The following is a 25,543-nucleotide window of genomic DNA, read 5'->3' as shown; positions in this document are numbered from 1 at the left end:
TTCTTAAGACCTTTCTGTGCATCGCATAAAATTACCCTGTCCAACGGATACTAAAAGAATCTTATAATGAGGTGATTGTTTTGTTTTCTTTCTTTAAAAAACTATCTGGTGAAGACGTTATTGATATTCTAGGAGCCTTCAATTTATGGAACGCCTTAAGGGCACGTTATGGAAGTATAGAAACCCTTCAGATGTATAGGAACTTTATCCATGACCGTGATTTTGATCTTATGCTTAGTCGCTTCTTAAGTACCTTTATAAAGGAATCAAAGATATTGGAAGAGAAGGCAACCCACTATTCTGTAACCTTGCCCAAGAGACCCGCAGTGGATATCCGGATTGATAAAAGGGTTGATGAGCTTACAGATAGATATATTTACAGGAGAATCTATGAAGACCTGGTTACTCAAATGGTTGTCCTTGGTCGGTGCTATAGAACTACTACAAGTAATGATCAACTCCGTGAACTTTTCAAACATGCCCTGTTAGGCCACACCTATCAATTTCAAATACTCTATAAATTTGGTAAATTAAAGAGCTGGGAGGACAATCCTCCGGCTTATAAGCCCTCCAAGCCCATTAAAACTGAGGATTTATCAATCAGTGAAGCTTTCCATCTCTGGGACCATTTAAACTTAAGATATGACCAGCTGGAATTAATCATGTTCTCCATTAGTTTCGCCCATGACACAAGCTTTATTGCTGTCTTAGATATGGGCTTAATAATTATCAAAAAGCAGATCGAGAAACTTGAGGAACTGTGTCTAAACTATAGTGTCCAAGTACCTGAAAGGCCACCCGCTGAAATGGTTCAGCGCATAGATCCGGAAGCAATGGAAGATCAATTTATGTATAGAATTCTTCTCACAGGCCTTCAGAATTCTATTGACCTGCACATGAGGGCAGTAATGGAAACGGTAAGAAATGACAGTCTGCGCAAAACATTCATCGATTTATTTAAAGACGAAATGAGGTCCTATGATAAATTCCTAAAATACGGTAAAGCGAAAGGCTGGACAAAGACACCGCCAATGTACGGAGCATTAGTATAGTGAACGACCTTATTTAAGAAACAAAGAAGACGCTTTGCTTCGTGCCTTGCGTCTTGTTAGTCCGTCTATTCAATTATTCACCCTGGGTCATGCCACGTTTATCGCCGTTAGTTCGGTGGGTTCTAGTTTAATTCACCAATGTCGGGGACGACGTCAAGCGCTTCAAGTCCGTCGCAGCAAATGAACAAGGGCAACCCCACCCACGAAAAGTGTAAAATTATAGTTTTTCAAAATGTGGCCTTTTAGAAATCCAAACACTTACTAAATAAATTACAATAAAAACAGGAAAAGAGTAAATATGCTTCCAATTCTTAGGATTATAAAATCCTAAATAAACAAAAGATGGTTCCATAATAAAAGCACTAAATGCAGCAAAGACGATTGCTCTCATAATTGGGCTAACTTTAAATGAAATCTGCAAGGAAAATATTACTGCGACAGGTAGAAGTGTAAAATCCCATGGAATAAATGCAGGAGAAAATGGAACAACATTATAGTAGTAAGACCATAAACCAAATAAAATGCCCATAACGTCAAGCCATGAAGAAATAAGGATAACAAAGAAAGCTACAAGTAATAGCCTATTGGTACTCTCTTTTCTTTTGAATTTTAGCCATACAACCCACGGAATAATCGATAGGCATACCCCAAACCACCATCGCCAGCTAAGGAAGGTGTATTTAAGCCAGAGATTAATCATTTCAATATTTGCCTGTGAAATTAAGTTATATGCATCTTCTATTCCCTTAATATATTCGTTATTCATATATATAAACGCCTCTCTCATTTACCGCTTACTTTAATATTATTAAAAATTAATTACTATTCCTTCGATCTGAAATCATGGAAAATACTTTTACCCAAGACTTAATTTACCAACACCGAGTGCGTTATGTTCCCATAATATGTCTTTAAGCATATCCAACTGATTATCATTACAGTCAATAATCATGACAACTTCCGCTACCTCAAGGTACTTCTGCCTATTATTATATTTTTTAGTTGTTATCAACTTGATCATAAAACCTATACTAAGCCCAATAAAAAAACCGATTAGTCCCCATAACACTGGACCCCATTTTAGTATGAAACCATAAATGCTGCCAAGGAGACAAAATACAGTAGCTAAAATAATAGGCACATCTAACAAACTTAAGCCATCGGCAGAATGAAGAGTGTCAAAAATTTTCTTGTCTTCGCTTCTTTTATCCACAGGAACACAAAGAATGTTTTCTTTGGCGATTCCTTTCATCTGAATTGCGGTAATAGCTACTTCTAGGTAATTTGAGTATTCAAAAGTAGAGACAATATACATCCGTTCAACCTCACTCCACCCTATCTTGCAAAGGGCATTCTGAAATTTTTATTTTGATAATGCTTCTTTAAAAACTTAGATTGTTCCCAATCATAAATTTTATTATTTTCTACTGTATTAACATAGGCTTCGTAGATGCACCAGAAATAGATGCATGGGATATTTAATAACCAGTGGGCGTCAACAACAGATTTGGCTAGTTCAAACTGTCCCAGTAAAGTGTAGTGAATTGCCGGAAGTAGTTTAGAAAGATAGGCCATTATAATAAACCAACCCATTGAAAGAAAAGCACTTGGTATCCGATGAATATAGATTTGCCCTAGTCCAGGCATCAATGCTGACCAGGCCAAAGCAATCCATGGCTTTCGCTTATCTAAATAATTAATTTCTATTGAATCAATGTTAAACATTTTAACTTCGGCATCTTCTCTTGAAGCTAAGATATATTGTAGATTGAGGTCAACCGTCGTTCGATAAGAATCCCAAACTGCAAATAAATAAGTTGGTGCATACAACATCACCCAAGTGATATCAAGCACGTTTTTTGACATCTCGAATCTGCCTGTAAAGGAATATAGAATTGCAAGGTTAATGTTTGCTTTGTAATTCAAAAACACTTCCCAATTAAACAACAAAAATCCCCTTGCGTATTTTGATAACAACAGGTGTCCTAAGCCAGGATAAGCCATAGACCACCAAGCAATTACAAAAGGGTTTCTTAAGTGGAGTTGTGTTGTACCCAAGGTGCCTAAATAAGCCACGTAGCGACGGTCGGATGACGAAGCTTTTGGTCTATCCATATCAAATTCACCTCATTTTCTATGAGTAGTATTGCTACCTATGGGTGAAAATATGTAACCTTATGTAATTACGAATTACAAAGTTCTTGAATCCGCAAACCCGTGTGTAACAATATTGTAACAATGGTGCATTCTCAGATGCACACACACCGAAATGGCGGAAGTTTTAGAAGGTGAATCATCCAACTTAAGAGGTTTTAGCGAATCCTCGCAATTAAGTGAACGCTTAAAGGCTAGTTATTACTGGGATAACGACAGCTAAAACAGTGACGTTAACTATATTTTCAAGTTTGCAATTCATTCTCAAAAACCTCGTGCCTTGATAGATAGCTCTAGCCACATAATAAATATTAGACATAGTCCAATTATAAATGTTGACAATAACCTTCATCATACAAAACTTATTGACCTCATTTTACTGATCATAATGATGCCCCATCGAATAGAGATGGGGCATTATGGCAAAATTGTTGATATTTTTTAAAAGTTTATAGTCCAAACTAATTACAAACTGGCTTGTAATCGATAACGGTGAAGGTACCGTTTTAGTCCGGAATTGTTATAGTAAGCAGTTTGCCACCAGTGGCAAGTAAAAAATATTACTAACTGTAAATACCCAAACGCTTCTTTTCCCCACGGAAACCAATCAACTGGATTATAAGCGTGTTGGAGCAGGTAGAGAGACTTTTCGTTAGTTAATCTGGACAACCCGACAAGGGTGATTGGCGCTATAGCCGTCACGCCTGTCGGGGGCTCAGCATATCCTATAGCGACTTCTTAGAAGACATACCGTAAAAGGATGGGCAGCCGGTATGTGGATGGAAATTTCGAACAGGACCCCTGAAAAATCGCGTTTAGGTTAATTTTATCAAGGAATAAAACGGCAAAATGCTGCGGGAAAGAGAGGCCAAATGGTGCACCGGTGCACCATTTGGCCTCTCTTTCCCGCCAGGGAAGTCCAAGCCTCAACCTTCGATTGTTACCGCTCACCGTATAGGTGTATTGACATGCGCCCGCGACGCCCTGGCATTAGGCTCGGCGAAAGAGTATAGGTATTTTCACTGTGGACCTGATTGATGATGGCGCTTGCCAGCGATTGAGGCCACGGAAAATGGTCTGTGTTTAAATCGTGCGCCTGCTTTTTCTTTAAGATTCTCACTTCATCTTCCAACCCGGGGTATGTAACATGAATCTGTAACAACATAAGCCTTTCAACAATCTTTAAGAAAACCCTCCTATTATCTGAAAACCAACTCCTTCTTCCTGGTATTTCCAAGTTCCAGCTATAGACAACAACGCCCTCCCTTCGTTGAAATCGACGAAGGGAGGGGCAGTTAATCTTAGTGGGTTTGAATAGAACCAATATGCATTTTTATGGATAATGTAATGCAAAGCTCTTGTATGACGATAGCAGCAAAGTGTTCTCCATCTCCTGAAAATGGTAAGTCCCAGGAACTAGTATCAAGCCAAAGAGCAAGCATCGATGTCTTTGGCAATCTTTCTTTTGTAGCAACCCAACAGTTATAACTCATAAAAGCCCCGAGCTTCAGGTTGAAAAAGGACTTTTTTCACCTCAATCTGCACTGTTCCGTTTGGTACTTTCCATTCTATGATACTACCTTCACAATAACCGAGAATAGCTGTCCCAATAGGGGATAATATAGAGATCTTATTTTGTGAAATATTGGCTTCACTTGGGTATACGAGACTAAATTCTTCTTCGGTATCTCCAACTAATAAGATAACCTTTGTATTCATCGTGATAATATCGCTAGGCAGTTGTTCAAGGCTTGTGACGTCGGCCCTATTTACTTCTGCTTCAAGGTCTTTTAGAGATTGGTTGAATTTAATATCTTCGTATTTGGCTTCTTTATCAATTATTTCCAATAATTTATGCTTGTCTGATTTGGTTATAAGTATTTTTCGAGACATTTGTAAGTGATCCTCCTACGTTAAATTATTTGATTGATAGTTTCGTAATTTGTACCCATTGATATCACTGAAATTTTTAAGTCCCAAAAGAGGAGTACCTCCCCAAAACCTCGAAGAAGTTTAGACGACTAAAACAACACGAGAGGTAGAAAATCAGTACCTATTCAGCCATGGCCTACTATGGCTGAATCATCCAATGATTCTTCTTATCCTAGGATGATTCAAAATAAGATCTAGCCTCTACAAACTCCACATTATGAAAATCACTCAGTTATACCGTATTGATTTAATTTTATAGAGACATTCATTTTCGTTAAGTTTAGTTTTGATAATATCTCCAGGTTTGTTAAGCATTAAGGATTTCCCTAACGCGGATAAATAGGATAAGTTCTCTTTTAAATTGAAAGTATCATAAGGGGAAACAACCTAAAAAAATGGCTATTCAGGTTGTTTACATTCTCCAGGTCAACTGTACTTCCAATAATCACATAGGGTAGTAGTTTATGAACTTTAGCTTTTCACGGCTTAGTTTATCAAAAATTTGCACTGTTTTATCAGTTCCTCAAACTTTTTTATATAGTAATCCAAGAAACACTTAAAATCGTCACGCAAAGTTGAAGGCTCACTATAAATTTCATTTACTATATCATTTTCACTTTCCACTATATCAACCAAACGACTTAAAATAGGCCTAAATGCATATATTGTCATTTCATTACGTGAATACATAAAAAATTATATCTCCTTTATCCAACTTTCGGTCGCGACTGAAAATCGAGTCCTCTGTAATTACATTAAATGGATGTTTCCCTTAAATAGTATAAAAGACACTTCCCCAAATTCATAAGGGAAATGCCCAAAATATATACTAATAGTATATCTCGTTTTACATCCATTGTCAATAATGGATGTAATTTACATTTAATTGCATTACTAGAATTAAAAGCTATTCAACCTATAGATATATCTACATTTAAGTGCCTTTAGAAAATAAACTTCTAAAGCTCCACGCTCTGTAAAGGGCAGGGTATTTAAAAATAGCGTATCAAGACCGCTTACGCGATATACATCGGGAGATTTCCTTATAAATCACCCAAGAATAATCGGACAAAGATCATAGAGGGTAAGCGATTAACCGACGGGGTCTCCAACTAAAGTTTACAATAGTAAAAATATAACAGATAGTGAATAAGTGAGCAGTACAAGTCGATAATCTCTCACATTGTTTGGAAACAGAAAGGATAGGCATACAGAGAGTTATGTATATAGAAGTAAATTTTCTATAGGACTTGAAGTATTTCCAGTTGCTCTGGGATATAATATCAGCAGTAAATTAATGTAAAGGTGGTGATTACCCATGACTGTTACTAAGGTAATACCCAATAGATTATCCAAGGAAAAGAGCCCATATCTACTCCAGCACAAGAACAATCCTGTAGACTGGTATCCTTGGGGAGATGAAGCTTTTGAAACTGCCAAGGCACAGAATAAGCCGATTTTCCTATCTATTGGGTATTCGTAGTTCCTGTCACTAACTCGTGCTGTCACTGGTGCCACGTTATGGAACGGGAATCCTTCGAGGACAACCAAGTTGCCGCTTTACTCAATCGCTACTTTGTCTCCATCAAAGTAGATCGTGAAGAGCGCCCGGATGTTGATCATTTGTATATGGCCTTTTGTCAAGCTCTGACCGGCTCAGGAGGATGGCCCCTTACTATTATCATGACACCCGATAAAAAGCCGTTTTTTACTGGTACATACTTTCCGAAAACAGAGCGCTACGGATACAAAGGTATGATGGAACTTTTAGAACAAGTAAGGGCTCTCTGGGCCACAGACGAGAAGAAACTACGAGGCTCGGCGGATCAAATTGTAGCCGCGGTTCATTCAGGGCGTTCACTGCCCGATAAAACCTCCACCCCTATTTCAGACCTTAAGGACAGTTCAGAGTCTTTTAAATCGTGGGGAAATGAAGTAGTCTCTAAAGCATATTCCATCCTAGCCCAAAGCTTTGACCCACGTTACGGAGGATTTGGGCAGGCTCCAAAATTCCCTACACCCCATACCCTAACCTTCCTGCTTCGCTATGCAGAGGATCATCCTCAGGACAAAGCCCTGGAAATCGTCCGTAAAACTCTCGACGGAATGGCACTTGGTGGAATATATGATCATGTCGGATTCGGATTTGCAAGGTATAGTACGGATGATAAATGGTTAGTTCCTCATTTCGAGAAAATGCTCTATGATAATTCTTTACTGGCTTTAGCTTACTTAGAGAGTTATCAAGTTTCCCATTTTCCAAAAGATGCCCAGATTGCGCAGGAAATTTTCACTTATGTACTTCGGGACATGACCTCCCCTGAGGGCGGGTTCTATTCTGCGGAAGATGCTGACGCTGAGGGGGAAGAAGGAAAATTCCACGTCTGGACTCCCCAAGAGGTTGAAGCTGTTCTCGACAGAGAGACAGCCGCTAACTATTGTGCTGTTTTCGACATAACACCTAAAGGAAACTTTGAAGGGAAGAATATTCCCAACCTTTTATTAGGAAATATTAAGAAAGTGGCTCAGGATAACTCTTTATCAGAGGAAGAGGTTCTGCAGTCCCTAGAAAATCCACGCCAAGCTCTCTTTGCAGAACGGGAAAAACGAATCCATCCTCACAAAGATGATAAGATTTTAACTGCTTGGAACGGGTTAATGATTGCTGCCTTCGCAAAAGGGGCTCAAGTTCTTGGCAATAGTACTTATCTGGAAGCTGCTGAAAAAGCTGCAACTTTCATTCTTACCCGGTTACGACGCGGCGATGGTCGCCTAATGGCACGCTACCGAGAGGGCGATACCGCCTACCTGGGTTACCTGGATGATTATGCCTTCTTAATTTGGGGCCTGCTGGAACTTTACTCTGCTAATGGCAAACCCCAGATTCTCCAAACCGCACTTCAACTTCAAGAAGAACAGGATCGTCTCTTTTTCGATGAAGAAAGCGGCGGATATTATCTCACTGGTTCAGACGCTGAAGAACTCCTCTTCCGTCCAAAAGAAAGCTATGACGGAGCGCTTCCTTCCGGTAACTCGATTACCGCACTCAACCTGCTTCGACTCGCTCGATTCACTGGCGATGAGCGCTGGGAACGAAAAGCGGAACGACAGCTTCTCGATTTTAGATTGGTTCTGGAGGAACACCCCTCAGGGTATACAGCTTTTTTGCATGCCCTTCAATTTGCCCTTCACCCTTCTCAGGAATTAATTCTGGCGGCTTCTCTCGACTCAAAAGAACTCCCGGAAATGCGCCAGCTTTTCTTTTCTACATTTCGCCCCTTCGCTTCGGTTCTCTACCAAGAGGGGAGTCTCAGTGACACTGTACCCTGGATTAAGGATTACCCCCTGGATCCAAGTCAAGTAACCGCTTATTTATGTGAAAACTTTACATGTCAAACACCTGTTCATCAGGTCGAAGAATTCAGAACACTTCTGGAAAAACTCCTAATATCTAAAAGAGGCCGTAACGAAACTTGAGATTTTTTCAAGCGTTATCCCAAAATAGAGGACTGTACACCTTTGAAGTGGTGAACAGTCCTCCAATATATAAGGGGATTACAAATAGAGTGGGGATAAACTAATATTTAGCGATTATCTACTGCAGTAATCATAAGAGAAGGATATTCTGCCAGATTATAATCAATCGGAGAATCGAGCTCCTCTTCATTCTCGTAGAATACCCTGACAAAGGGGCGATTCGGGAAAGCGGGGTTCTGTTTTACAACGTTTCCTCTTTGTCCATTACTTAAGAGAACACCTGAACCGGAGGGATAAACCGCAATATGTTTCTTGAAAATTTCTAAGGTTTGCGGACAAAAGTGGGTATCTGATTGGGAAACTATGTATTCATAGGCCGCGTTCGGCTCAAGGGCCTTGCGATAAACCCGTTTACTGGTCAGAGCTTCATATACATCGGCAACCGCCGCCAGTCTGGCGTATTCATGAATTTCGAATCCTTTAAGACCTCTCGGATAACCCGTGCCATCCCATTTTTCTTGATGTTGAAAGGCTACGTGTGCAGACAGTAACCCAAAATCATTGTTTTTGCGCAAAATGTTAAACCCGTCTGTGGTGTGCCGTTTAATCTCCTCAAATTCTTCATCTGTCAGTGGGGTTTTCTTGTTGAGAATACTCTCTGGAATTAAGATCTTACCGATGTCATGCATAAGAATTCCCATGCCAAACTCAATCAACTTCTGTTCAGAAAATCCTGATGCAATACCTAAGACAAGTCCAATTATCGTTGTATTAATCGAATGGTGAAAGGTATAATCATCATACCCTAGAATCTCTGTCAAATTTCCCAAGATGTCTGTACTAAACAATAGATCATTAATCATTTGCTGAACAGACGATCGCACATCAGCCACCACTAAGGTACTTTCCTGACCACTTTCAATATATCTGCTGACATTTTTAATAGTTTTATAAGCAGCTTCACGCGTTTGCCCGGTAATTGACATATGAAATTCTACATCTTCTAATCGATCATCCTCAATAAAAAGGACATCATACCCCATAGCTATTAGTCGTTCAATATAGGAAGCCGTCACGCCAACCCCAACCTGTAATAGAATCCTACCTGAAGAGTTGATCACAGGACGTGCTAAAACCGATCCTTCCTTAACATAGCGAGTATTTACCAAACGCATGAACTTTCACCCTATCCAAATTTGTGCCTTTCCGGTCCTAAAAGTTTTACTTCGTCAAAAATTACAAAATACCTTTTACATATAGTGATATCTCTATAAATTTTCCCTTTAGTCCCATGAGATTTCTATATCTCGACAATTAATTCTATTTTTACACAACGACCTTAGTTAATTGGAACTTTTCTACATCAACCAAACCCAAATCTGTTAGCTTTAGTTCAGGAATCACCGGTAAGGAAAGAAAGGCTAGGGTCATAAATGGATCAACCATTTCACTAATCCCCAAACTAATCGCCTTCTCATGCAACTGACTGAGTATTTGTGCAACATCTTCCGCGCCCTGAGCTGTCATAAGCCCAGCTATAGGTAAAGGAAGCTTACCAACCACCTGACTTCCATCTACAAGACAAAGCCCGCCCCCCATCTCAATACAGGTCATAATTGCAAGGTTCATCTCCTCATCGCTCATTCCCACGACAACTAGGTTATGTGAATCATGAGCAACGGTTGAAGCGATAGCCCCTTTTCTTAATCCCAGACCTTCGACAAATCCAACCCCCACATTTCCTGTTTTATGATGACGTTCAAGCACAGCAAGTTTGGCAATCCTCTGGGCGGGGTCTGCATGAATATGTCCATTACTAACTGGCAGTTCTCGAATCAAGACCGATGTCACTAGAGAATGTTCTTGCACTCCGATAACTTTAACCTGAGCATGATTCGACGATCTTGATTCTTTGTCTCGATAAACTCTGAGCTTTGCCGAGGACCAATCGCCAATATGAATACTTGCAGTAAGTCCTTCAACACTGAAGCGTGGGAATTTTGGTCGCCCTTCCCTTCCACTTTGTTTTATTCCGCGCCAATAAACTTCATTAATCTTAAACTTATTTAAATCATCCAGAATGACAAAATCCGCCTGATAGCCAGGTGCTACTGCACCTAAACCTGAGAGTCCGATTGCACGGGCCGCATTGATCGTCGCCATTTGGATTACTTGGATAGGGTCCATTCCTGCCTTAATTGCCAGACGAACCAGATGATCGATGCTTCCTTCCTGGACAAGATCCCTCGGATGACGGTCATCAGTCACCAGAAGACATTGTCCCGCATTTTGGGAGGTCACTGCAGGCAAAAGATCTAAGAGGTTTTTGGCCGCACTTCCCTCACGAAGCATCACGTGGAAACCGCGCCGCAAACGCTCTCTGGCCTCTTCAACTGTCGAGCATTCATGTTCTGTATGTATTCCCGCCAGATAATAGGCGTTCAAATCCTGAGGAGATATTCCGGGAGCATGCCCATCAAAAAAGGGCAAAGGAAGTTTCAGCTTTTCTACCATATCCGGTTCGGCTTGGATCACTCCCAAATAATCCATAACCTCCCCTAAACCTATAACTTTAGGATGACCGACAAATTCCAATAAATCCTTCGCTCCGAGACGAGCCCCTGAAGTCTCCAAATCTGTTGCCGGAACACAAGAAGGAAGTGCGACAAAGGTGTTAAACGGTAACCCTTCAACACTATCGAGGATATATCGGATTCCTTGCCCCCCAAAAACATTTGCAATTTCATGGGGGTCTACAACAGCAGTTGTTACTCCATGAGAAAGAAGAAGCGAACAAAACTCCTCCGGACAAAGATGGGAGCTTTCTATATGTACATGTCCGTCGATCAGGCCGGGGACAACATACTTACCGGCTAAATCCAGAACCCTCTCCGCTTCCTCGAACCTTCCAATACCAACAAAGTTACCTTGATGAACCCCTATATCTGTTTCATGGATTTCTCCTGAGAAGACATTAACTAACGTAGCGCGTTTTAGAACCAAGTCAATTTTAACAAGTCCCCTGGCTACATCCATTCTTTGCTTAAAGCCTAACATCTACTTCACACTCCATTCATACAGATACTGAGAAAAGCTTGGCTAACGCCAAGCCTTTCAGGGGCAAGGGGAACGGTTCGAGGGCTGGTGTTAAACAAGTCCTACCCTTTGCATAACACGATTCAAACTCCTCGTCGAGCTATCTTTAAGCTTCGGCACATCAATCGTTAACAAGCGCCGATCTTTCATCACTATCTGCCCATCCACCATTGTAAGTCGCACATCGGAGGAAACAGCCTGGTATACCAATTGTGAATAAACATCAACATGCTCAATCGGCCATGTGTGTAAGCCTTGCAGGCTAACCACCGCTAAATCCGCTTTTTTCCCAACTTCCAGACTTCCCAGATCATGTTCATGTCCGATGGCCCGAGCACCTCCCAGAGTGGCTAGTTCAAAGACCTCGCGTGCCGGCATCACCGTCGGTCCGTGTAAAGGTTTCTGAATCAGGGCCGCGTGTCGCATTTCTCGGAATCCGTCTAAGTTATTGCCGCAGGGTGCCCCGTCTGCGCTCAGGGAAACCTCTGCACCGCGTCTCATTAGTTCTGGAATCGGAGCAATCCCAGAGGCCAGCTTCAAATTTGAAGAAGGGCAATGTGATATCCTTGTCTTGGTCCGGACGAGAATTTCCTTTTCTGCCTCATCCAGCCAGATGCAATGAGCCAATATTAGTTTCGGCCCGGTTAGGCCGACTTTATCCAAATAGATGATATTGCGCATGCCTCGCGTACTCTCTACAAGTTGGATTTCCGAGCGATTTTCCGAAGCGTGTGTGTGCACAAAAGCATTTTTTTCACGGGCAATCTTTGAAACTTCTTTTAATAATGAATCGGTGCAGGAAATAACGAAGCGGGGCGTAAACGCGACTTCGAGTCGTCCATTTCCTTTACCGTGATATTTCTCAAATAAATCGACACTTTCTTGCAAAGAATCTTCCGTCTTCTCTTGCAAGGATGGTGGAATATCTCCATTGCAATCATCCATCATAACCTTCCCGCTCAGGGCTCTTAAGCCACTGAGAAGGATAGCCTCAAAAGCATGTTCAGTATGATGAACTGTCTCCATATCCACAATCGTCGTTGTACCACCTAGGAATAACTCTCCAATACCTAATAAAGCAGAATCATATAAGGATTCCTGATCATGTCCGCCTTCCAGCGGCCAAATTCGCAGTTTGAGCCAATCTAAAAGCTCTAAATCGTCAGCCTGACCTCGAAATAATGTCTGGCACAAATGAATATGAGTCTGAATCAAGCCGGGAATTATTAAATCGCCGTTGAGCTCAATTACTTGATCTGCAGGTTGTTCAATGACACCGACTGCTGTGATCTCAGACCCATCAACTAGCAGATCCCCCTGAACAATCTCACGCCCTGTATTCATTGTCACAATAGTCGCATTTTTAAAGAGAATACGCATCCCTATTCCCATCCTTTCCCTTCTTGCGAGAGGCCCTCTTCCTTCTGCCATAACGGCACATAGTATTTCGTATCGCTTGACACAACCTGACACTAAGTGGAGATTTAGACTCTTCTGAACTGATTAGCCTTGTTGATAGTACCTATAGGATAAGTGTAAATGCGCGATATTTGATGTGTGATACTCGAACATCACACATCAAACTCCGATATATGCGCATCTCCTAATAATCATATAGTTCTATTAATGGCCACCACCAATAATAAAGTGAACGATAAAGAGAACTGTGAAGACATACATTACTAGATTATTTTCCTTATGTCTTCCAGCGAGCAATTTAATGATCGTATAAGACATAAATCCAAAGGCGATACCTTGAGCAATAGAAGACGTTAACGGCATCATCACAATGGTCAAAAAAGCTGGTAAGGCCTCCGTAAAGTCATCAAACTTGATATGAATAACTTCACCCATCATCATGGTACCCACCAAAATAAGGACAGGTGCTGTTGCTTCTCCAGGAATCAACAAGATCAGCGGAGCAAAAATAAGGGATATCAAAAACAGACCTGCAACTGTAACTGCAGTCAATCCAGTTTTTCCACCCTCAGCCACGCCAGAAGCACTTTCAATGTATGATGTTACAGTTGGTGTTCCTGCGACGGCTCCAAACATTGTCCCAACAGAATCTGCCATTAAGGCTTTTCCAGCCCGGGGCAAATTTCCATTTTCGTCTAAAAGTCCCGCTTTACGTGACACACCTAGCAATGTCCCAATATTATCAAATAAATCCACTAACGTAAATGCAAATAGAATGGAAACCAAGCCATAGCTTAAAGCCCCTAAAATATCAAGTTGAAACGCCACCGGAGCTATGACTGTAAACGGATTGGTGACCGATACAAAACTAGATAGGCCCGTTGGTAATGAAGAGTAACCCATGAGCATGCTGAAAAGTGTTGTCAATAATATACCGATTAGTAAGCCGCCTTTGACCTTTCTCGCTATGAAAAATCCAGTAACAATCAAACCAAAAACAGTCACAATCGCACTTGCCGACTTCATGTTGCCCAGTGTCACAAATGTGTTGGCGTCTGCAACTACAATCCCACCATTCTTAAGACCGATAAAAGCAATAAATATGCCAATGCCCACTCCAATGGAGAGCCGAAGCACTTCAGGAATTCCCTCGATAATCCATTCCCGAACTTTAGTTACCGTCATTAGAAAAAAGACAACTCCCGAGATAAAGACAGCACCTAGTGCGGTCTGCCAAGGAAGTCCCATACCCAGGACGACAGTGTACGTAAAAAATGCATTAAGCCCCATTCCGGGAGCCAAAGCAATTGGATAATTCGCGTACAAACCCATAATCAGGGTACCAAAGGCTGCGGCTATCGCTGTTGCAGCAAATGTCGCATTAATTGGCATACCGGCATCAGCCAAAATATTAGGATTTACAAACAAGATATAGGCCATGGTAACAAATGTTGTTATTCCCGCCAGAATTTCTGTCCGTAGGTTAGTTCCCATTTCTGTCAAATGAAAAAATCGATCAAATAATCCCGTTGGCTCGTTCATAGGTGGTTTCTTCTGATCATTATTCGTAACGGTTGACATGTACAGCCCTCCCCATTAAGATAAATGCTCTATACTTACTTGGGTAGTTTGGTCTAAACCTATGCAAATTATTTGTCCTATTGCTTAAACCCTAACTTAGTACCACTCACCCCTCCTTCTTCTCTGCTAACCCTTGCAGAATTTTTTCCGGTGTCGCTGGTAGAGACGTAATCCTCACTCCCACAGCATCATCAATAGCATTAATGATGGCCGCAACTGTTGGAAGCATTGCCGGTTCACCGAGTCCCTTAGCACCAAAAGGACCAGTGCACTCTGCATCTTCCACGAATAAAGCTTCTATACTAGGCACATCTAAGGCCGTGGGAATCAAATAACTGGAAAGGGCCGGATTATTAATTTTACCCTCTTTTAATTCCAGTTCCTCAAGCAAAGCAAACCCTATTCCCTGGGTTACTCCTCCCGCAATTTGCCCTTCTACTTGAGTTGGATTCAGGGCTTTTCCTACGTCATGAACAGCAACCACTTTGAGAACACGGACCATACCCGTTTCAGTATTCACTTCTACCTCAGCCATCTGACATCCAAAGGCATATGGCCAGTAAGGAGCCCCCTGTCCGGTCTCCGGATCGACAGGAGTCGAACGCGCCGTCGAGCTTTCGGCACTTATAAACCGTTCACCCTTTAAACGTGCTTGAAAAACCATGTCAGCTAAAGGCATACAGCGTGAAGGATCACCTTTGACTCCTATATAACCCTCTTTAAGCTCTATGCCTTCTGACGTTGGGCAAGAAAACTCATGGGCAGCATAATCTAACAAAGAGGATTTTGCTTGGCGAACAGCTTTAAGGACAGCATTTCCCGTATTATAGGTTTGCCGAGTCGCTGCCGTCGTTCCTGAATCAGGCGTTGCATCCGTATCACCGGAATAAACGCAGATATCCTTGGACTCTAGTCCAAGCTCTTCCGCTGCGATTTGGGCAAAGATCGAGTTGCTTCCTTGCCCTACGTCGACCGCTCCCGTCAACACCGTCGCTGACCCGTCATCGTGAATTTCTACAAAGGCACTGGACACGTCCGGGAAACCGTTCCCATAACCCGTGCCATACCAGGAGCAACCTAAGCCAATTCCCCTCTTTTTCATTGAGAGACCCCCCCTCTTTGGAGATACGGCGCGATTTTCGCCAGGCACTGATCAAGTGGGACACTTCCCGTCAATACTTGTCCTGTAGCCGTAATACTTCCAACCTTAAAAAGATTACGCAAACGGATCTCTAACGGAGAAATTCCAATCTCCTTCGCGAGGAGATCCATTTGACTCTCATAAGCCAAGACTGTTTGGGCCGCACCAAAGCCACGCATGGCTCCAGAATAAGGATTGTTGGTAAAGACAGCATAACTGTCAATTGAAACATTCGGGATGACATAGGGTCCGCTGGCATGTACCGCAGACTTACGCAAAACGTTGATACTCCAAGAAGAGTAAGCACCTGCATCCCCAATAATTTTAGCTTCCAGGGCAACTAATTTTCCGTCCTTCGTCGCTCCTGTTTTATAGTGCATCCGCATAGGATGACGTTTGGAATGAGAATAAAAGGATTCTTCCCGGGTGTTTTCCATTTTTACAGGTCGGAGCGTATTCCAGGCCATTAAAGCCGCCATAATTTGAAGTGAAATGTCTTCCCGTCCTCCGAAAGCTCCTCCCACCGCTAAGGTTTTGACTTGAACCTGGCTAAAACGAAGCCCTAAAGCATGGGCAATCTCGCCCCGATCATAGTGAGCGTATTGGGTAGCTGTTTGCACCACCATGTGTCCCCGTTCATCCACATGAGCCAGCACTGCTTCGGGTTGCAGAAAGGCATGGTCCACATGTTGAGTACTGTACTCTTTTTCAATTACCACGTCTGCTTGAGCCCAGCCTTCTTGCAAATTGCCCCGCCGAATCGGCATGTGATATAAAACGTTTGTCGGCCGTAGGGTTGGATGAAGAGGGAGCGCATCAGGCATCATAGCCTCCTCCGGGTCAAACACCGCCGGCAAAACCTGGTATTCTACTTCTACGAGCTTGGCAGCGGCTCGAGCAATTTCCTCTGTTTCCGCTCCGACAACCGCCACCGGGTCCCCGACCATTCGAATATACTCTGCCAGGACAGGCTGGTCGCGAAAGAGTACACCGTGAGAATTATTAGGAACATCCTTAGCCGTTAAGACAGCCACCACACCAGCCAGGCTCATTGCCTGTTCACTGTTAATTCCCAGAACTCTGGCATGAGGATGCGGACTGCGAATAACTACTGCGTAGATCTGACCCTGCAAATTCACGTCTGCAGGGAATTTGGTTTGCCCGAAGACTTTCCCCCAGGCGTCTTCTCTGACAACTCGGGAACCTACTACTGAAGTTTTCATTCTTTTCCCTCCTCAGCAGCAATTTTTACAGCCCGCAAAATTTTATCATACCCTGTACAGCGACAAAGATTCCCTGACATGGCAATTCCAATTTCTTCATTACTAGGCTTCGAGTTTTTATCCAGTAAATTCTTCGCTGATAAAACCATTCCAGGGGTACAAAAACCACATTGAACGGCTCCAACCTCGACAAAGGCCTTCTGTACCGGATGGGGTGAGCGCCGATTTCCTACTCCCTCAATTGACGTAATGACACTTCCGTTGGCTTGAGCTGCCAGAACAAGACAGGAGTTCACTGTTTTGCCGTCCATAATCACGGTGCAGGCCCCACATTCTCCTTCCCCACACCCTTCTTTCGTTCCCAGCAGTCCCAAACGGTTGCGTAAAGCATCAATGAGACGTTCACTTGGTTCAACTTCCAAAGTATAAGGCTTGTCATTTACAACAAGTTTAATCTCTATCATGCCTGTGTCCCTCCTTCTGTGATGATCGACGCTAACGCCTCACGAAAGACTCCAGAAACCGCTACCCTTTTATAGGGTGCAGATGCCCGGGCCCCCAAAGCTTCTCGAACTATCTGTTGGACTTCCAAAATCCCTTTTTCCAACCAAGCCCCATTTAAGTCCAGACCGCTTAATTCCCGGCCAAGAGATTCACTTAAGAAAGCTCGTCTGCCTACTGCTCCTAAGGCTACGCGAACATTTTCCACCCGGGTTCCATTTATTTCTACCGCTACAGCGACACTTAATCGGGCAATGGCTAACGCTCTGCGCTTGCCTAATTTTGCAAAGCCACTCTGCCAACTATTGATAGGGATACGGAATCCACGAATGAGGGTGTCCTGCCCGAAGAGCGGTGTACGGCTTAAGAGAGTGGATAAAGGTACAAATTCCTCCCCCTCTTGCGAAATCAAATGGACCTCTGCCCCTAAGGCTAGTAGTGGCGGCAAGCCATCCGCAGCCGGTGAGCAGTTACCTAAGTTTCCGCCCAAAGTCGCTTGATTTCGAATTTGGGGAGAACCCATGGATTGACAGGCCTGCCAAAGGGCATAAGCATTTTGGGCAACGAGTTCACTATTTCCTAATTCTGCAAAGGTGGCCATGCTCCCGATTTCTATAAATCCGTCAACTTCTTTGATCTCGCGAAGTACGGGGATTTTGCCCAGGTCTATGAGACCCGAGGGCTGAGCTTTGCCGGTACGCATATGAAGTACAAGGTCGGTTCCCCCAGCCAAGAAAGTCGACTCGGATGCATGGGCTATTTCTATAGCCTCTTCCACGCTGTACGGTTGAAAATACTTCATTTTTTCACCTCATTTATTATTTTGCACGCAAAAAAACAACCTCTATTGCAAGACTCTATGGCCATCCCTGGCTCATAGAGAAGCAATTTCGGTTGCCTCGTAGAAACCCTCGAACCAATTATCGAGGTTATATGAGTAGAATTCAGTATTTAATTATTGAGCAATCAATTAATCTGATTCATTCTCTAAAACGGTTTTAAGACATAAGATCTAATACACATATTACAATATAAACATTCGATTTGTATATAGTTTATTCTGCTAAATATAAAAAATCGTCTTACATTTTAGGTAAAATGATCCACAAAGTGAATAAGCATCAATCGCCAAGTAAGAAGACTATTTTTCAAACTATCGAACTCGTTCAACTAAAGTTAAAACAATTTCTAGCCTTTTAAACGCAGTGGACTAATGATACCGGATTCCAGGATGCTTAATAAAACTGCGGCCCCTATAGCACGTGCTTTCTCCGAAATCGTCCAACAGTATTCTTCGTTCCCACGAGGATCTATATCCCCAATTTTTATATTCTCAGAAATCTGGGTATTTGTTCTCAATAACCCTCTTAAAACCCCATCGATTAAGGACACTACTTTGGCATTCTCTATCCCGTCTTCAATTTCACCCAAGCAATCTCCCGCAGAAACCTGTTCTCCAATTGCCCGCTTAGCTTTAAAGACCCCAATCTTATTAGAGTAGACAACTCGTTCTTTAGAAATACCCTTAACTTCTCCCGGAATCCCGGTATTGGGCTGAGCCGGTCCGGAATAAATAATCCGGCCTAGATGATGCCCTCGGTTAGTTTCTATAACGACATCTACATCTTCTCCCGCAGTAAACCCCGGTCCTAAACCGATGGTTAACGGGGCCATATTCTGTGTCGTCCCGATGTTTTGTTTCGCCATAATAGCATCCACCAATATTATAGGATTAAGCGCAGGTAATGTCTCCAAATCAGGGTCGACAAGGACTGGGATTTCTCCCGCTTTCCAAGCAGTTTCACAATCTGAGGGTAGAGAAGCTATACGACAAGCCGTAATTTCTTCAACTTGCCAACGGCCTTCTTCGATTGCAGTACCAAAACATACCGGCCAGCGGACCATTAAAGGCTCAGCTACTTCCGTCATTACTACTCTAAATCCTGCTTTAGCCAAAGCCCAACCGACGCCGGAAGCTTGTTCACCTGCCCCACGAATTAAAACCACCGGCCCATCCATTACCAGTTTATTGTTCATTCGCACATTTCTCCTTGTCTATAGGGTTTAAATTATTAACTGTTTAAAGCAGATATTAGAATTACATCTGTTTAGGAGGTTTAACTCTCTTAGCAGAACTATAGTTTGTTAAATAAAGCGTTATATTGTTCAGGTGTATCAACATCCAAAAACAAAGTTTCCTTAACAGTAAATTTAAGCCATCGATCCGGATATTTATTTAAAACAGCTCTTCCACCTTGCTCACCCCGAAGCGCCAATAGTTCCGGGAGGTATCGTTTATGAAAAAACACAGGGGAACCTGTTGTATCCTCGGCAATGGGAACAATGAAATCCGGACATAACCTAAGCACCTCTCCCAGGCAGGCTGAGAGCTCTTGAACATTAATTCCTACCTGATCCCCAGGTAAAAAAGCGTAACTATGTACTTGATTATTTATATTTTGTAATCCTATGTTAATCGTCTGCGCAAGAGGTTTAGGACTTGGAACATAATGCCAAATCCCGCCATGCTCTCTAAACTCTCTAATACCCTCTTCTGAAACATAGGTATCAATGGATTGCCGTGAGACAACGTGAATCTCAATCTTTGCTAACATTGATTCACTCTTATGCAGTTTGATCGTCTCAAGAACCGTTTCAATAACATGCCCTAGGACAGTGGTCTTCTTCCAAGGCAGAGCAAGTTTATCTCGCCCCATTCGAGTAGCCAAACCTGCGGCCATTACCACAAATCGAACCATCGTAAGCCCCCCTCTTTGGCATCCCCCACGGCTAGGCGTAAATGACTGGGTCTCGCTTCGAAGGGTACAGGATTCTGTTGGATTTCTAACCATTTATGCTTAAGATCGTGTAATAGATCCAATGAATCCATTGGATCTATTACCTTTTTGTTCTCAATGGTTTTTCCCGGACCATTCAAGAGAATAACCCAAAACATCTGCTCATATTGAGGAGCAAAGACAGGAGACCTCAAAAAATATCTCCAAGCACTCTCAGCTTTCCAAACCTGACCGAGAAGATCCTTACACCTGTGAGATCTATGAACCTGATCCTCTTGCAGAAGATCTCCCCATAACCCGAGATCCAGCACTAACACAGCACAATCCGTATACTTAGGAATTTGCGGTTCATAGGACTCCCAACACTTTAACTTGCGCTCTCGTGCACCATCTCCTTCAATCACCCAAAAACGGCGACCCTTCAAGTCGTGCAAGTCAAATGAGAGAATATCCTTTGAGATGGCATTGTCAACGGCTGTAACTGATGGGCCAAGCCATTTTCCACTTTCACCCTCAAGTTTATTATACCAGAACCAAGCACCCTTTTGTTTGGGGGGAGGATTGAGATTCCTCCAAGCCTTCATGTGTTCCTCAGGATAGACCTTTGTTGTAGTCGTTGCCACAACTTGCAAACCGGCGGATGCGATTTCATGAGACAGTGATTGAAGACACGTTGTCTTCCCGCCAGCCCCGATGAAGGTAGTAACAGGTAAATGCTGAGTCATATCCCAAAGACTGCCGCTTCCGATTGTCGAACTGATGGTAGATCTTGTTGTCGAACTAGTCATGTTTAACTCCTAAAGACTGTTTACGGATAGTTTACGTGAGTCTAAGACATTGTTCAAGCGCCAAAAATTAGAAAATTCAAAATTATTTTTTATTATACGGAGTTTCTTTCAGAGGCAAGGAACAACGCAGTTTGCCATCAAACTTGTAATATGCGGATGCAACTGCCGGAGCCGTCGGAATCGAGGCGATCTCCCCTACTCCTTTGGCACCGTAAGCTAATGGAGAAGAATTCTTTTCAATAATTACGGATTCAACCTCAGGCATTTCTGTCGAGCGCAAAAGTCCTAACTTGGCATACTTTACTGCCGGAACACCATTAAGAAGCGGAAAATCCTCACGCAAAGCATAGCCTAATCCCATGCAAACTCCGCCCTCAATCTGCCCTTCGATGGCTTTCGGATTGATGGCCCTTCCCACATCATGAGCTGCGACCACTTTTTCCACCATTCCCTGTTCATTTAGGAGAACAACATGAGTTGCATAACTATAGGCGACGTGGCTAATTGGGTTTGGCTTGTCTGAATTCATGGGGTCGGTTTCCCCAAAGTATTCCCCGTAAAATTCTTGCCCGTCTAAGTCCTCAAAGGTGGCATTATGCATCGCTTGTTGCAGTTTCAGAGAAGCTTGACGCACGGCCTCACCACTAAACATAGTCTGACGCGAAGCAGTTGTTGTCCCAGAATTAGGCGTCAAACAGGTATCAGGAGCACCAACTTCAATCTGTTCCAGAGGCAAACCCGTTGCTTCATGAACGATCTGTGTTGCAATAGTGGCAAAACCTTGTCCAATGCAGGCAGCACTGGTCAGGACTACCGCTTTCCCATTAAGAATTTTAATTTTTACCCGCCCTGTATCCGGAAGACCCACTCCAATACCGGTATTTTTCATAGCACAGGCAATTCCCGCAGCATGTGGATGAGACTCATACACTTCCCGAACTGCACGAAGTGTCTCCTTGATGGCAGTTCCTTCATCTGTAATCTGACCGGTGGAATTAACCATCCCTGGTTCGAGTGCGTTAAGGTAGCGAATTTCCCAAGGAGAAATCCCCACTTTTTCTGCTAAGAGGTCCATATTTGTTTCAGCCGCAAAAGAAGACTGGGGAACACCAAAGCCTCTAAATGCACCAGCCGGAAGATTATTTGTATAAACGCAGAGCCCGGTTATATCTACGTTGGCTATTTGATAAGGACCACTAGCATGGGTACACGCCCGTTGCAGAACAGCGGTGCCTAAAGAGGCATAAGCCCCCGTATCAGCAACAATCTTGGCTGACATAGCCGTCAGCTTCCCCTTCTCGTCACATCCAGTGGTGACTTCCAATTCCATAGCATGGCGCTTGGGGTGCACTAAGATACTTTCCTGGCGAGTAAAGGTTAGTTTGACAGGTTTTTGGGTTTTTATCGCTAGTAAAGCGGCATGATGTTGGACACTTAAATCTTCTTTACCTCCAAATCCGCCACCGACCAATTTGCTGATTACACGCACCTTTTCTGCGGGCAAGCCAAGCATCGCCATAATCCCATGTTGATCATCATAAACACTTTGATCTCCAACGTAAATTGTGACCCCTCCGTCTTCCTGAGGGATGGCTAAAGCACTTTCCGGTTCCATAAAGGCATGTTCAGTAGGCGGGGTTGTATAACGATTCGTAACCACATGTGCGGAATTAGCAAGCGCTTCCTCAGGATTTCCTCGTTTAATCTTGGTTGTGCTTAACAGATTCCCTTTTTCGTGAATGCGAGGAGCTCCTTCAGCAAGGGCTTCTGTCGGACTCAGGATCGGTTTGAGCTCTTCATACTCCACTTTAATCAAATTTAAGGCTTCTCGAGCTTGCTTTTTCGTCTGAGCGGCAACCAAGGCAATTGCATCCCCGATATACCTTGTTTCTTGTCCGATGGAAACCATGGTCGGCCAATCAGGAAAAATATGACCGTGATTGCGATCTGCCGGAATGTCCTCTGCGGTTAATGCCGCTTCCACACCCGGATAAGAACGCGCTTCAGATACATCAATGGCTTTGACAATGGCTCTAGGGTACTTAGTTCTTAAAACCGCTGCATAAAGCATATTATCTACCTGCATATCATCCACATATTGTCCCGTTCCCATTGCTTTTTCACGAGCGTCCACACGTTGTACACTTGTTCCGATTCTAGCCCCGGGCTGCAGAGACGACTTAGGGTGTATTTCCCCCCGTAATACCTGAGCTGCCAAGAAAATGCCTTGTTCAATTTTTATATATCCTGTGCAACGACAAATATTTCCGCGTATACTCTGCTTTATTTCTTGAGAAGTGGGGTTGGCATTCTTATCAAGCAAAGCTTTAGCACTGATAATCATACCTGGTATACAAAAGCCGCATTGAACTGCGCCTGCTTCGGCAAACGCCCAAGTATAAGCTTCCTTTTCTCCCTCGGATAGCCCTTCAACGGTCAGAAGTTTTTTTCCGGATGCCTTAGCGACGGTCAAAATACAAGCTCGCATAGCCTTGCCATCCACTAAAAGCATGCACGCACCACAAGCTCCTTCTCCACATCCATTTTTAAGTGAAGTTACCTGTGCCTCATCTCGCAAGAAATCAAGCAGATTCTTATCCTCCTGCACGCTATGAATTGCGCCATTAATATCAACAATATACATTATTACCCAACCTTTCTCTTAAGGAATGGCTTACGGGATAAGTATATCCCCGTGGGTTTATCCACCTTTAGCTGTCCATCCCGGACAACCTGTTTTCCACGTAAGAATACATGAATCGCCTGACCGGTCTGCTTAAAACCTTCGTAAGGGGTGTAATCGACCTGCTGATGCAAATCCGCAGCCCTTATCACCGATGATATACGGGGATCCCAAACGACAAGGTCTGCGTCACTCCCAGGAGCTATGGTTCCTTTTCGGGGGAACAAGCCAAAGAGTTTTGCTGCATTCGTTGAAGTTAACGCTACGAAATCGTTTAAGGTTAACTTCCCAGTCAAAACCCCATAGGTATACAACAATCCCATGCGGGTTTCAACGCCTGCCGCTCCATTGGGGATTTTGCTGAAATCATTCAGGCCCTTATCTTTTTGTCCTTGATAATTTAAGGCGCAATGATCCGTGGCGACCACATCTAAGACCCTATTTTTTAAGCCTGCCCATAAAACTTCCTGATTACACACCGGACGCAAAGGCGGTGAAATTACATATTTAGCACCGTTAAAACCTTCGGCACTGTAATAGCTGTCATCTAACAAAAGATATTGAGGACAGGTTTCAGCGTAAACCTCTTGCCCTTTCAACTTCGCATCATTCACTGCCTTAAGTGCCCCGCTGCAGGTAAGGTGGACAATATAGAGGGGAGCATCAGCCAACTGAGCAAGGGTAATAACTCGTGAAGTGGCTTCCTCTTCTACTACCGGAGGCCGAGACAGCGGATGATATTTTGGAGCAGTTTTACCCTGAGTTATATGTTCATGTACCAAATCATAGACGATATCACCATTCTCACAATGCACACAAACCAGGGCCCCATATTCTCCGGCTTGGCGCAGAGCTTGTAACAAATCCCCGTCGTCAACTTGCAAGACGTTCTTATAAGCCATATAAAGCTTAAATGACGGTATCCCTTCTTCTCGAATCAACTCCGGCATTTCTTGGGCTATGGACTCATTCCAATCTGTGATTGCCATATGAAAACCGTAGTCGGCATAACACTTGTCCCTAGCCTTTGTATGCCAATTCATCAAGCCCTCTTTTAAAGTTTCCCCTTTAAACTGAGTGGCAAAATCCAGGATAGTTGTTGTCCCGCCTAATACAGCTGCTTTTGTACCAGATGAAAAATCATCTGATGTCGAAAAATCCCCCATTGGGAGATCGAAGTGAGTATGTGGGTCAATTCCTCCCGGAAACAAAAAGCAGCCATCCACATCTATTGCCTGATCACCAGGTTGCTTGATATCGCAGCCAATAGCTACAATTCTCTCGCCTTCAATGCGGAGGTCTGCTTGATATAGATCTGCAGCCGTAACAATAGTTCCACCGTTTAATACTATACCCATGTTCATTTCTCCTTAAGGGAAATCTCCTCATCTTGGGTCACAAACATTATGGAAACTTCCTCAGTGTTTAATCTGAAGAATCTATCTATCTTATCAAGGGCGATTCAGATTCTTTAAATATTCATCTGGCCTTCGGCCTCTGATTACTGATCTCTGTAATAGTGGCATTCTCAAAATTCTGACTCATGGGCTATTAATCGAGATTAAACCTATGACATGCTATCTAGGAGCTTAGCGCCACTTTTCCCACGGGCATGGGCGATCTAGTTGTCGCTGTAACCACGTCGATAACGAGAAGCTACTCTCCTCTAAAAGAAAAGCCGGTATTAGTGAGACAGTT

Annotated in this window: 20 protein-coding genes, 2 pseudogenes and 1 riboswitch; of the genes and pseudogenes, 3 read left to right on the top strand and 19 right to left on the bottom strand. The window is 43.1% G+C overall.

Annotation, left to right across the window (positions count from 1 at the left end; all coding sequences use genetic code 11):
• Positions 1-80: 80 nt before the first annotated feature.
• Positions 81-1,052: a DUF3231 family protein gene (locus LJE72_RS05145; protein ID WP_229246554.1), complete on the top strand. Its 972-nt coding sequence runs from the start codon at positions 81-83 to the stop codon at positions 1,050-1,052.
• Positions 1,053-1,269: 217 nt separating this feature from the next.
• On the opposite strand, the gene LJE72_RS05140 is transcribed toward LJE72_RS05145, so the two are convergent.
• From LJE72_RS05140 to LJE72_RS26690, 6 genes and pseudogenes are all read right to left on the bottom strand, one after another.
• Positions 1,270-1,818: a CBO0543 family protein gene (locus LJE72_RS05140; protein WP_229246553.1), complete on the bottom strand. Its 549-nt coding sequence runs from the start codon at positions 1,816-1,818 to the stop codon at positions 1,270-1,272.
• Between the two features lie 90 nt (positions 1,819-1,908).
• Positions 1,909-2,367: a hypothetical protein gene (locus LJE72_RS05135; RefSeq protein ID WP_229246552.1), complete on the bottom strand. Its 459-nt coding sequence runs from the start codon at positions 2,365-2,367 to the stop codon at positions 1,909-1,911.
• Positions 2,368-2,387: 20 nt separating this feature from the next.
• Entirely contained in the window at positions 2,388-3,167 is a 780-nt protein-coding gene (locus tag LJE72_RS05130) for a hypothetical protein (RefSeq protein WP_229246551.1), read from the bottom strand.
• A gap of 579 nt (positions 3,168-3,746) precedes the next feature.
• A pseudogene (locus LJE72_RS05125) lies at positions 3,747-3,890 on the bottom strand (DUF255 domain-containing protein); the annotation flags it as partial.
• A 798-nt stretch (positions 3,891-4,688) separates the two neighbouring features.
• On the bottom strand, positions 4,689-5,099 hold the full coding sequence (locus LJE72_RS05120; RefSeq protein WP_229246550.1) for a GreA/GreB family elongation factor: 411 nt from the start codon (positions 5,097-5,099) through the stop codon (positions 4,689-4,691).
• 267 nt (positions 5,100-5,366) lie between these two features.
• Positions 5,367-5,510, bottom strand: a pseudogene (locus LJE72_RS26690) (hypothetical protein); the annotation flags it as partial.
• Between the two features lie 946 nt (positions 5,511-6,456).
• On the opposite strand from LJE72_RS26690, the gene LJE72_RS05115 reads away from it, so the two are divergent.
• Positions 6,457-6,621 (top strand): DUF255 domain-containing protein, encoded by a 165-nt coding sequence (locus LJE72_RS05115; RefSeq protein ID WP_229246549.1) that lies wholly within the window; start codon positions 6,457-6,459, stop codon positions 6,619-6,621.
• Positions 6,622-6,659: 38 nt separating this feature from the next.
• The gene (locus tag LJE72_RS05110) at positions 6,660-8,615 is read left to right on the top strand and encodes a thioredoxin domain-containing protein (RefSeq protein WP_229246548.1); all 1,956 of its coding nucleotides are present in this window, start codon (positions 6,660-6,662) and stop codon (positions 8,613-8,615) included.
• A 107-nt stretch (positions 8,616-8,722) separates the two neighbouring features.
• On the opposite strand, the gene LJE72_RS05105 is transcribed toward LJE72_RS05110, so the two are convergent.
• The 13 genes from LJE72_RS05105 to hydA all read right to left on the bottom strand — a co-directional run bounded on the left by LJE72_RS05105 (position 8,723) and on the right by hydA (position 25,203).
• Positions 8,723-9,790 carry an HD-GYP domain-containing protein gene (locus tag LJE72_RS05105; protein WP_229246547.1) on the bottom strand — a complete coding sequence of 356 codons (1,068 nt, stop codon included), beginning with the start codon at positions 9,788-9,790 and terminating at the stop codon, positions 8,723-8,725.
• A gap of 151 nt (positions 9,791-9,941) precedes the next feature.
• A complete protein-coding gene (ade, locus tag LJE72_RS05100; protein WP_229246546.1) occupies positions 9,942-11,672 on the bottom strand; it encodes an adenine deaminase in 1,731 nt (576 codons plus the stop codon).
• Between the two features lie 90 nt (positions 11,673-11,762).
• Positions 11,763-13,091: a 5'-deoxyadenosine deaminase gene (locus tag LJE72_RS05095; RefSeq protein ID WP_229246701.1), complete on the bottom strand. Its 1,329-nt coding sequence runs from the start codon at positions 13,089-13,091 to the stop codon at positions 11,763-11,765.
• A 243-nt stretch (positions 13,092-13,334) separates the two neighbouring features.
• Positions 13,335-14,711 carry an NCS2 family permease gene (locus LJE72_RS05090; protein ID WP_229246545.1) on the bottom strand — a complete coding sequence of 459 codons (1,377 nt, stop codon included), beginning with the start codon at positions 14,709-14,711 and terminating at the stop codon, positions 13,335-13,337.
• Between the two features lie 106 nt (positions 14,712-14,817).
• Entirely contained in the window at positions 14,818-15,813 is a 996-nt protein-coding gene (locus tag LJE72_RS26165; RefSeq protein WP_282437838.1) for a xanthine dehydrogenase family protein molybdopterin-binding subunit, read from the bottom strand.
• Positions 15,810-17,075 (bottom strand): xanthine dehydrogenase family protein molybdopterin-binding subunit, encoded by a 1,266-nt coding sequence (locus tag LJE72_RS26160; RefSeq protein ID WP_282437837.1) that lies wholly within the window; start codon positions 17,073-17,075, stop codon positions 15,810-15,812. Before LJE72_RS26160 ends, LJE72_RS26165 begins: the two co-directional genes overlap by 4 nt.
• A complete protein-coding gene (locus LJE72_RS05075) occupies positions 17,072-17,539 on the bottom strand; it encodes a (2Fe-2S)-binding protein (RefSeq protein WP_229246544.1) in 468 nt (155 codons plus the stop codon). Before LJE72_RS05075 ends, LJE72_RS26160 begins: the two co-directional genes overlap by 4 nt.
• Complete coding sequence (locus LJE72_RS05070) at positions 17,536-18,378, bottom strand: FAD binding domain-containing protein (RefSeq protein WP_229246543.1); 843 nt, start codon at positions 18,376-18,378, stop codon at positions 17,536-17,538. Before LJE72_RS05070 ends, LJE72_RS05075 begins: the two co-directional genes overlap by 4 nt.
• 55 nt (positions 18,379-18,433) lie before the next feature.
• Positions 18,434-18,533: riboswitch (purine riboswitch) on the bottom strand.
• Between the two features lie 231 nt (positions 18,534-18,764).
• Entirely contained in the window at positions 18,765-19,613 is an 849-nt protein-coding gene (yqeB, locus tag LJE72_RS05065; RefSeq protein ID WP_229246542.1) for a selenium-dependent molybdenum cofactor biosynthesis protein YqeB, read from the bottom strand.
• A gap of 98 nt (positions 19,614-19,711) precedes the next feature.
• Complete coding sequence (locus LJE72_RS05060) at positions 19,712-20,335, bottom strand: nucleotidyltransferase family protein (RefSeq protein WP_229246541.1); 624 nt, start codon at positions 20,333-20,335, stop codon at positions 19,712-19,714.
• Positions 20,317-21,162 (bottom strand): selenium cofactor biosynthesis protein YqeC, encoded by an 846-nt coding sequence (yqeC, locus tag LJE72_RS05055; protein ID WP_229246540.1) that lies wholly within the window; start codon positions 21,160-21,162, stop codon positions 20,317-20,319. The genes LJE72_RS05060 and yqeC overlap by 19 nt, the downstream gene beginning before the upstream one ends.
• Positions 21,163-21,244: 82 nt before the next feature.
• Positions 21,245-23,806 (bottom strand): selenium-dependent xanthine dehydrogenase, encoded by a 2,562-nt coding sequence (gene xdh / locus LJE72_RS05050; protein WP_229246539.1) that lies wholly within the window; start codon positions 23,804-23,806, stop codon positions 21,245-21,247.
• 2 nt (positions 23,807-23,808) lie between these two features.
• Positions 23,809-25,203 (bottom strand): dihydropyrimidinase, encoded by a 1,395-nt coding sequence (gene hydA, locus LJE72_RS05045; protein ID WP_229246538.1) that lies wholly within the window; start codon positions 25,201-25,203, stop codon positions 23,809-23,811.
• Positions 25,204-25,543: the final 340 nt, after the last annotated feature.

This window comes from Desulfosporosinus shakirovi (genome assembly GCF_020595055.1).
GTDB classification, from domain to species: domain Bacteria; phylum Bacillota; class Desulfitobacteriia; order Desulfitobacteriales; family Desulfitobacteriaceae; genus Desulfosporosinus; species Desulfosporosinus shakirovi.
This window is presented reverse-complemented; position numbering and strand designations above follow the sequence as displayed.

Coding starts and splice junctions, on each gene's coding strand:
- LJE72_RS05140 (WP_229246553.1), bottom strand. CDS start 1,818: ATGAATAACGAATATATTAAGGGAATAGAAGATGCATATAACTTAATT.
- LJE72_RS05135 (WP_229246552.1), bottom strand. CDS start 2,367: ATGTATATTGTCTCTACTTTTGAATACTCAAATTACCTAGAAGTAGCT.
- LJE72_RS05130 (WP_229246551.1), bottom strand. CDS start 3,167: ATGGATAGACCAAAAGCTTCGTCATCCGACCGTCGCTACGTGGCTTAT.
- LJE72_RS05120 (WP_229246550.1), bottom strand. CDS start 5,099: ATGTCTCGAAAAATACTTATAACCAAATCAGACAAGCATAAATTATTG.
- LJE72_RS05115 (WP_229246549.1), top strand. CDS start 6,457: ATGACTGTTACTAAGGTAATACCCAATAGATTATCCAAGGAAAAGAGC.
- LJE72_RS05110 (WP_229246548.1), top strand. CDS start 6,660: ATGGAACGGGAATCCTTCGAGGACAACCAAGTTGCCGCTTTACTCAAT.
- LJE72_RS05105 (WP_229246547.1), bottom strand. CDS start 9,790: ATGCGTTTGGTAAATACTCGCTATGTTAAGGAAGGATCGGTTTTAGCA.
- ade (WP_229246546.1), bottom strand. CDS start 11,672: ATGTTAGGCTTTAAGCAAAGAATGGATGTAGCCAGGGGACTTGTTAAA.
- LJE72_RS05095 (WP_229246701.1), bottom strand. CDS start 13,091: ATGCGTATTCTCTTTAAAAATGCGACTATTGTGACAATGAATACAGGG.
- LJE72_RS05090 (WP_229246545.1), bottom strand. CDS start 14,711: ATGTCAACCGTTACGAATAATGATCAGAAGAAACCACCTATGAACGAG.
- LJE72_RS26165 (WP_282437838.1), bottom strand. CDS start 15,813: ATGAAAAAGAGGGGAATTGGCTTAGGTTGCTCCTGGTATGGCACGGGT.
- LJE72_RS26160 (WP_282437837.1), bottom strand. CDS start 17,075: ATGAAAACTTCAGTAGTAGGTTCCCGAGTTGTCAGAGAAGACGCCTGG.
- LJE72_RS05075 (WP_229246544.1), bottom strand. CDS start 17,539: ATGATAGAGATTAAACTTGTTGTAAATGACAAGCCTTATACTTTGGAA.
- LJE72_RS05070 (WP_229246543.1), bottom strand. CDS start 18,378: ATGAAGTATTTTCAACCGTACAGCGTGGAAGAGGCTATAGAAATAGCC.
- yqeB (WP_229246542.1), bottom strand. CDS start 19,613: ATGAACAATAAACTGGTAATGGATGGGCCGGTGGTTTTAATTCGTGGG.
- LJE72_RS05060 (WP_229246541.1), bottom strand. CDS start 20,335: ATGGTTCGATTTGTGGTAATGGCCGCAGGTTTGGCTACTCGAATGGGG.
- yqeC (WP_229246540.1), bottom strand. CDS start 21,162: ATGACTAGTTCGACAACAAGATCTACCATCAGTTCGACAATCGGAAGC.
- xdh (WP_229246539.1), bottom strand. CDS start 23,806: ATGTATATTGTTGATATTAATGGCGCAATTCATAGCGTGCAGGAGGAT.
- hydA (WP_229246538.1), bottom strand. CDS start 25,203: ATGGGTATAGTATTAAACGGTGGAACTATTGTTACGGCTGCAGATCTA.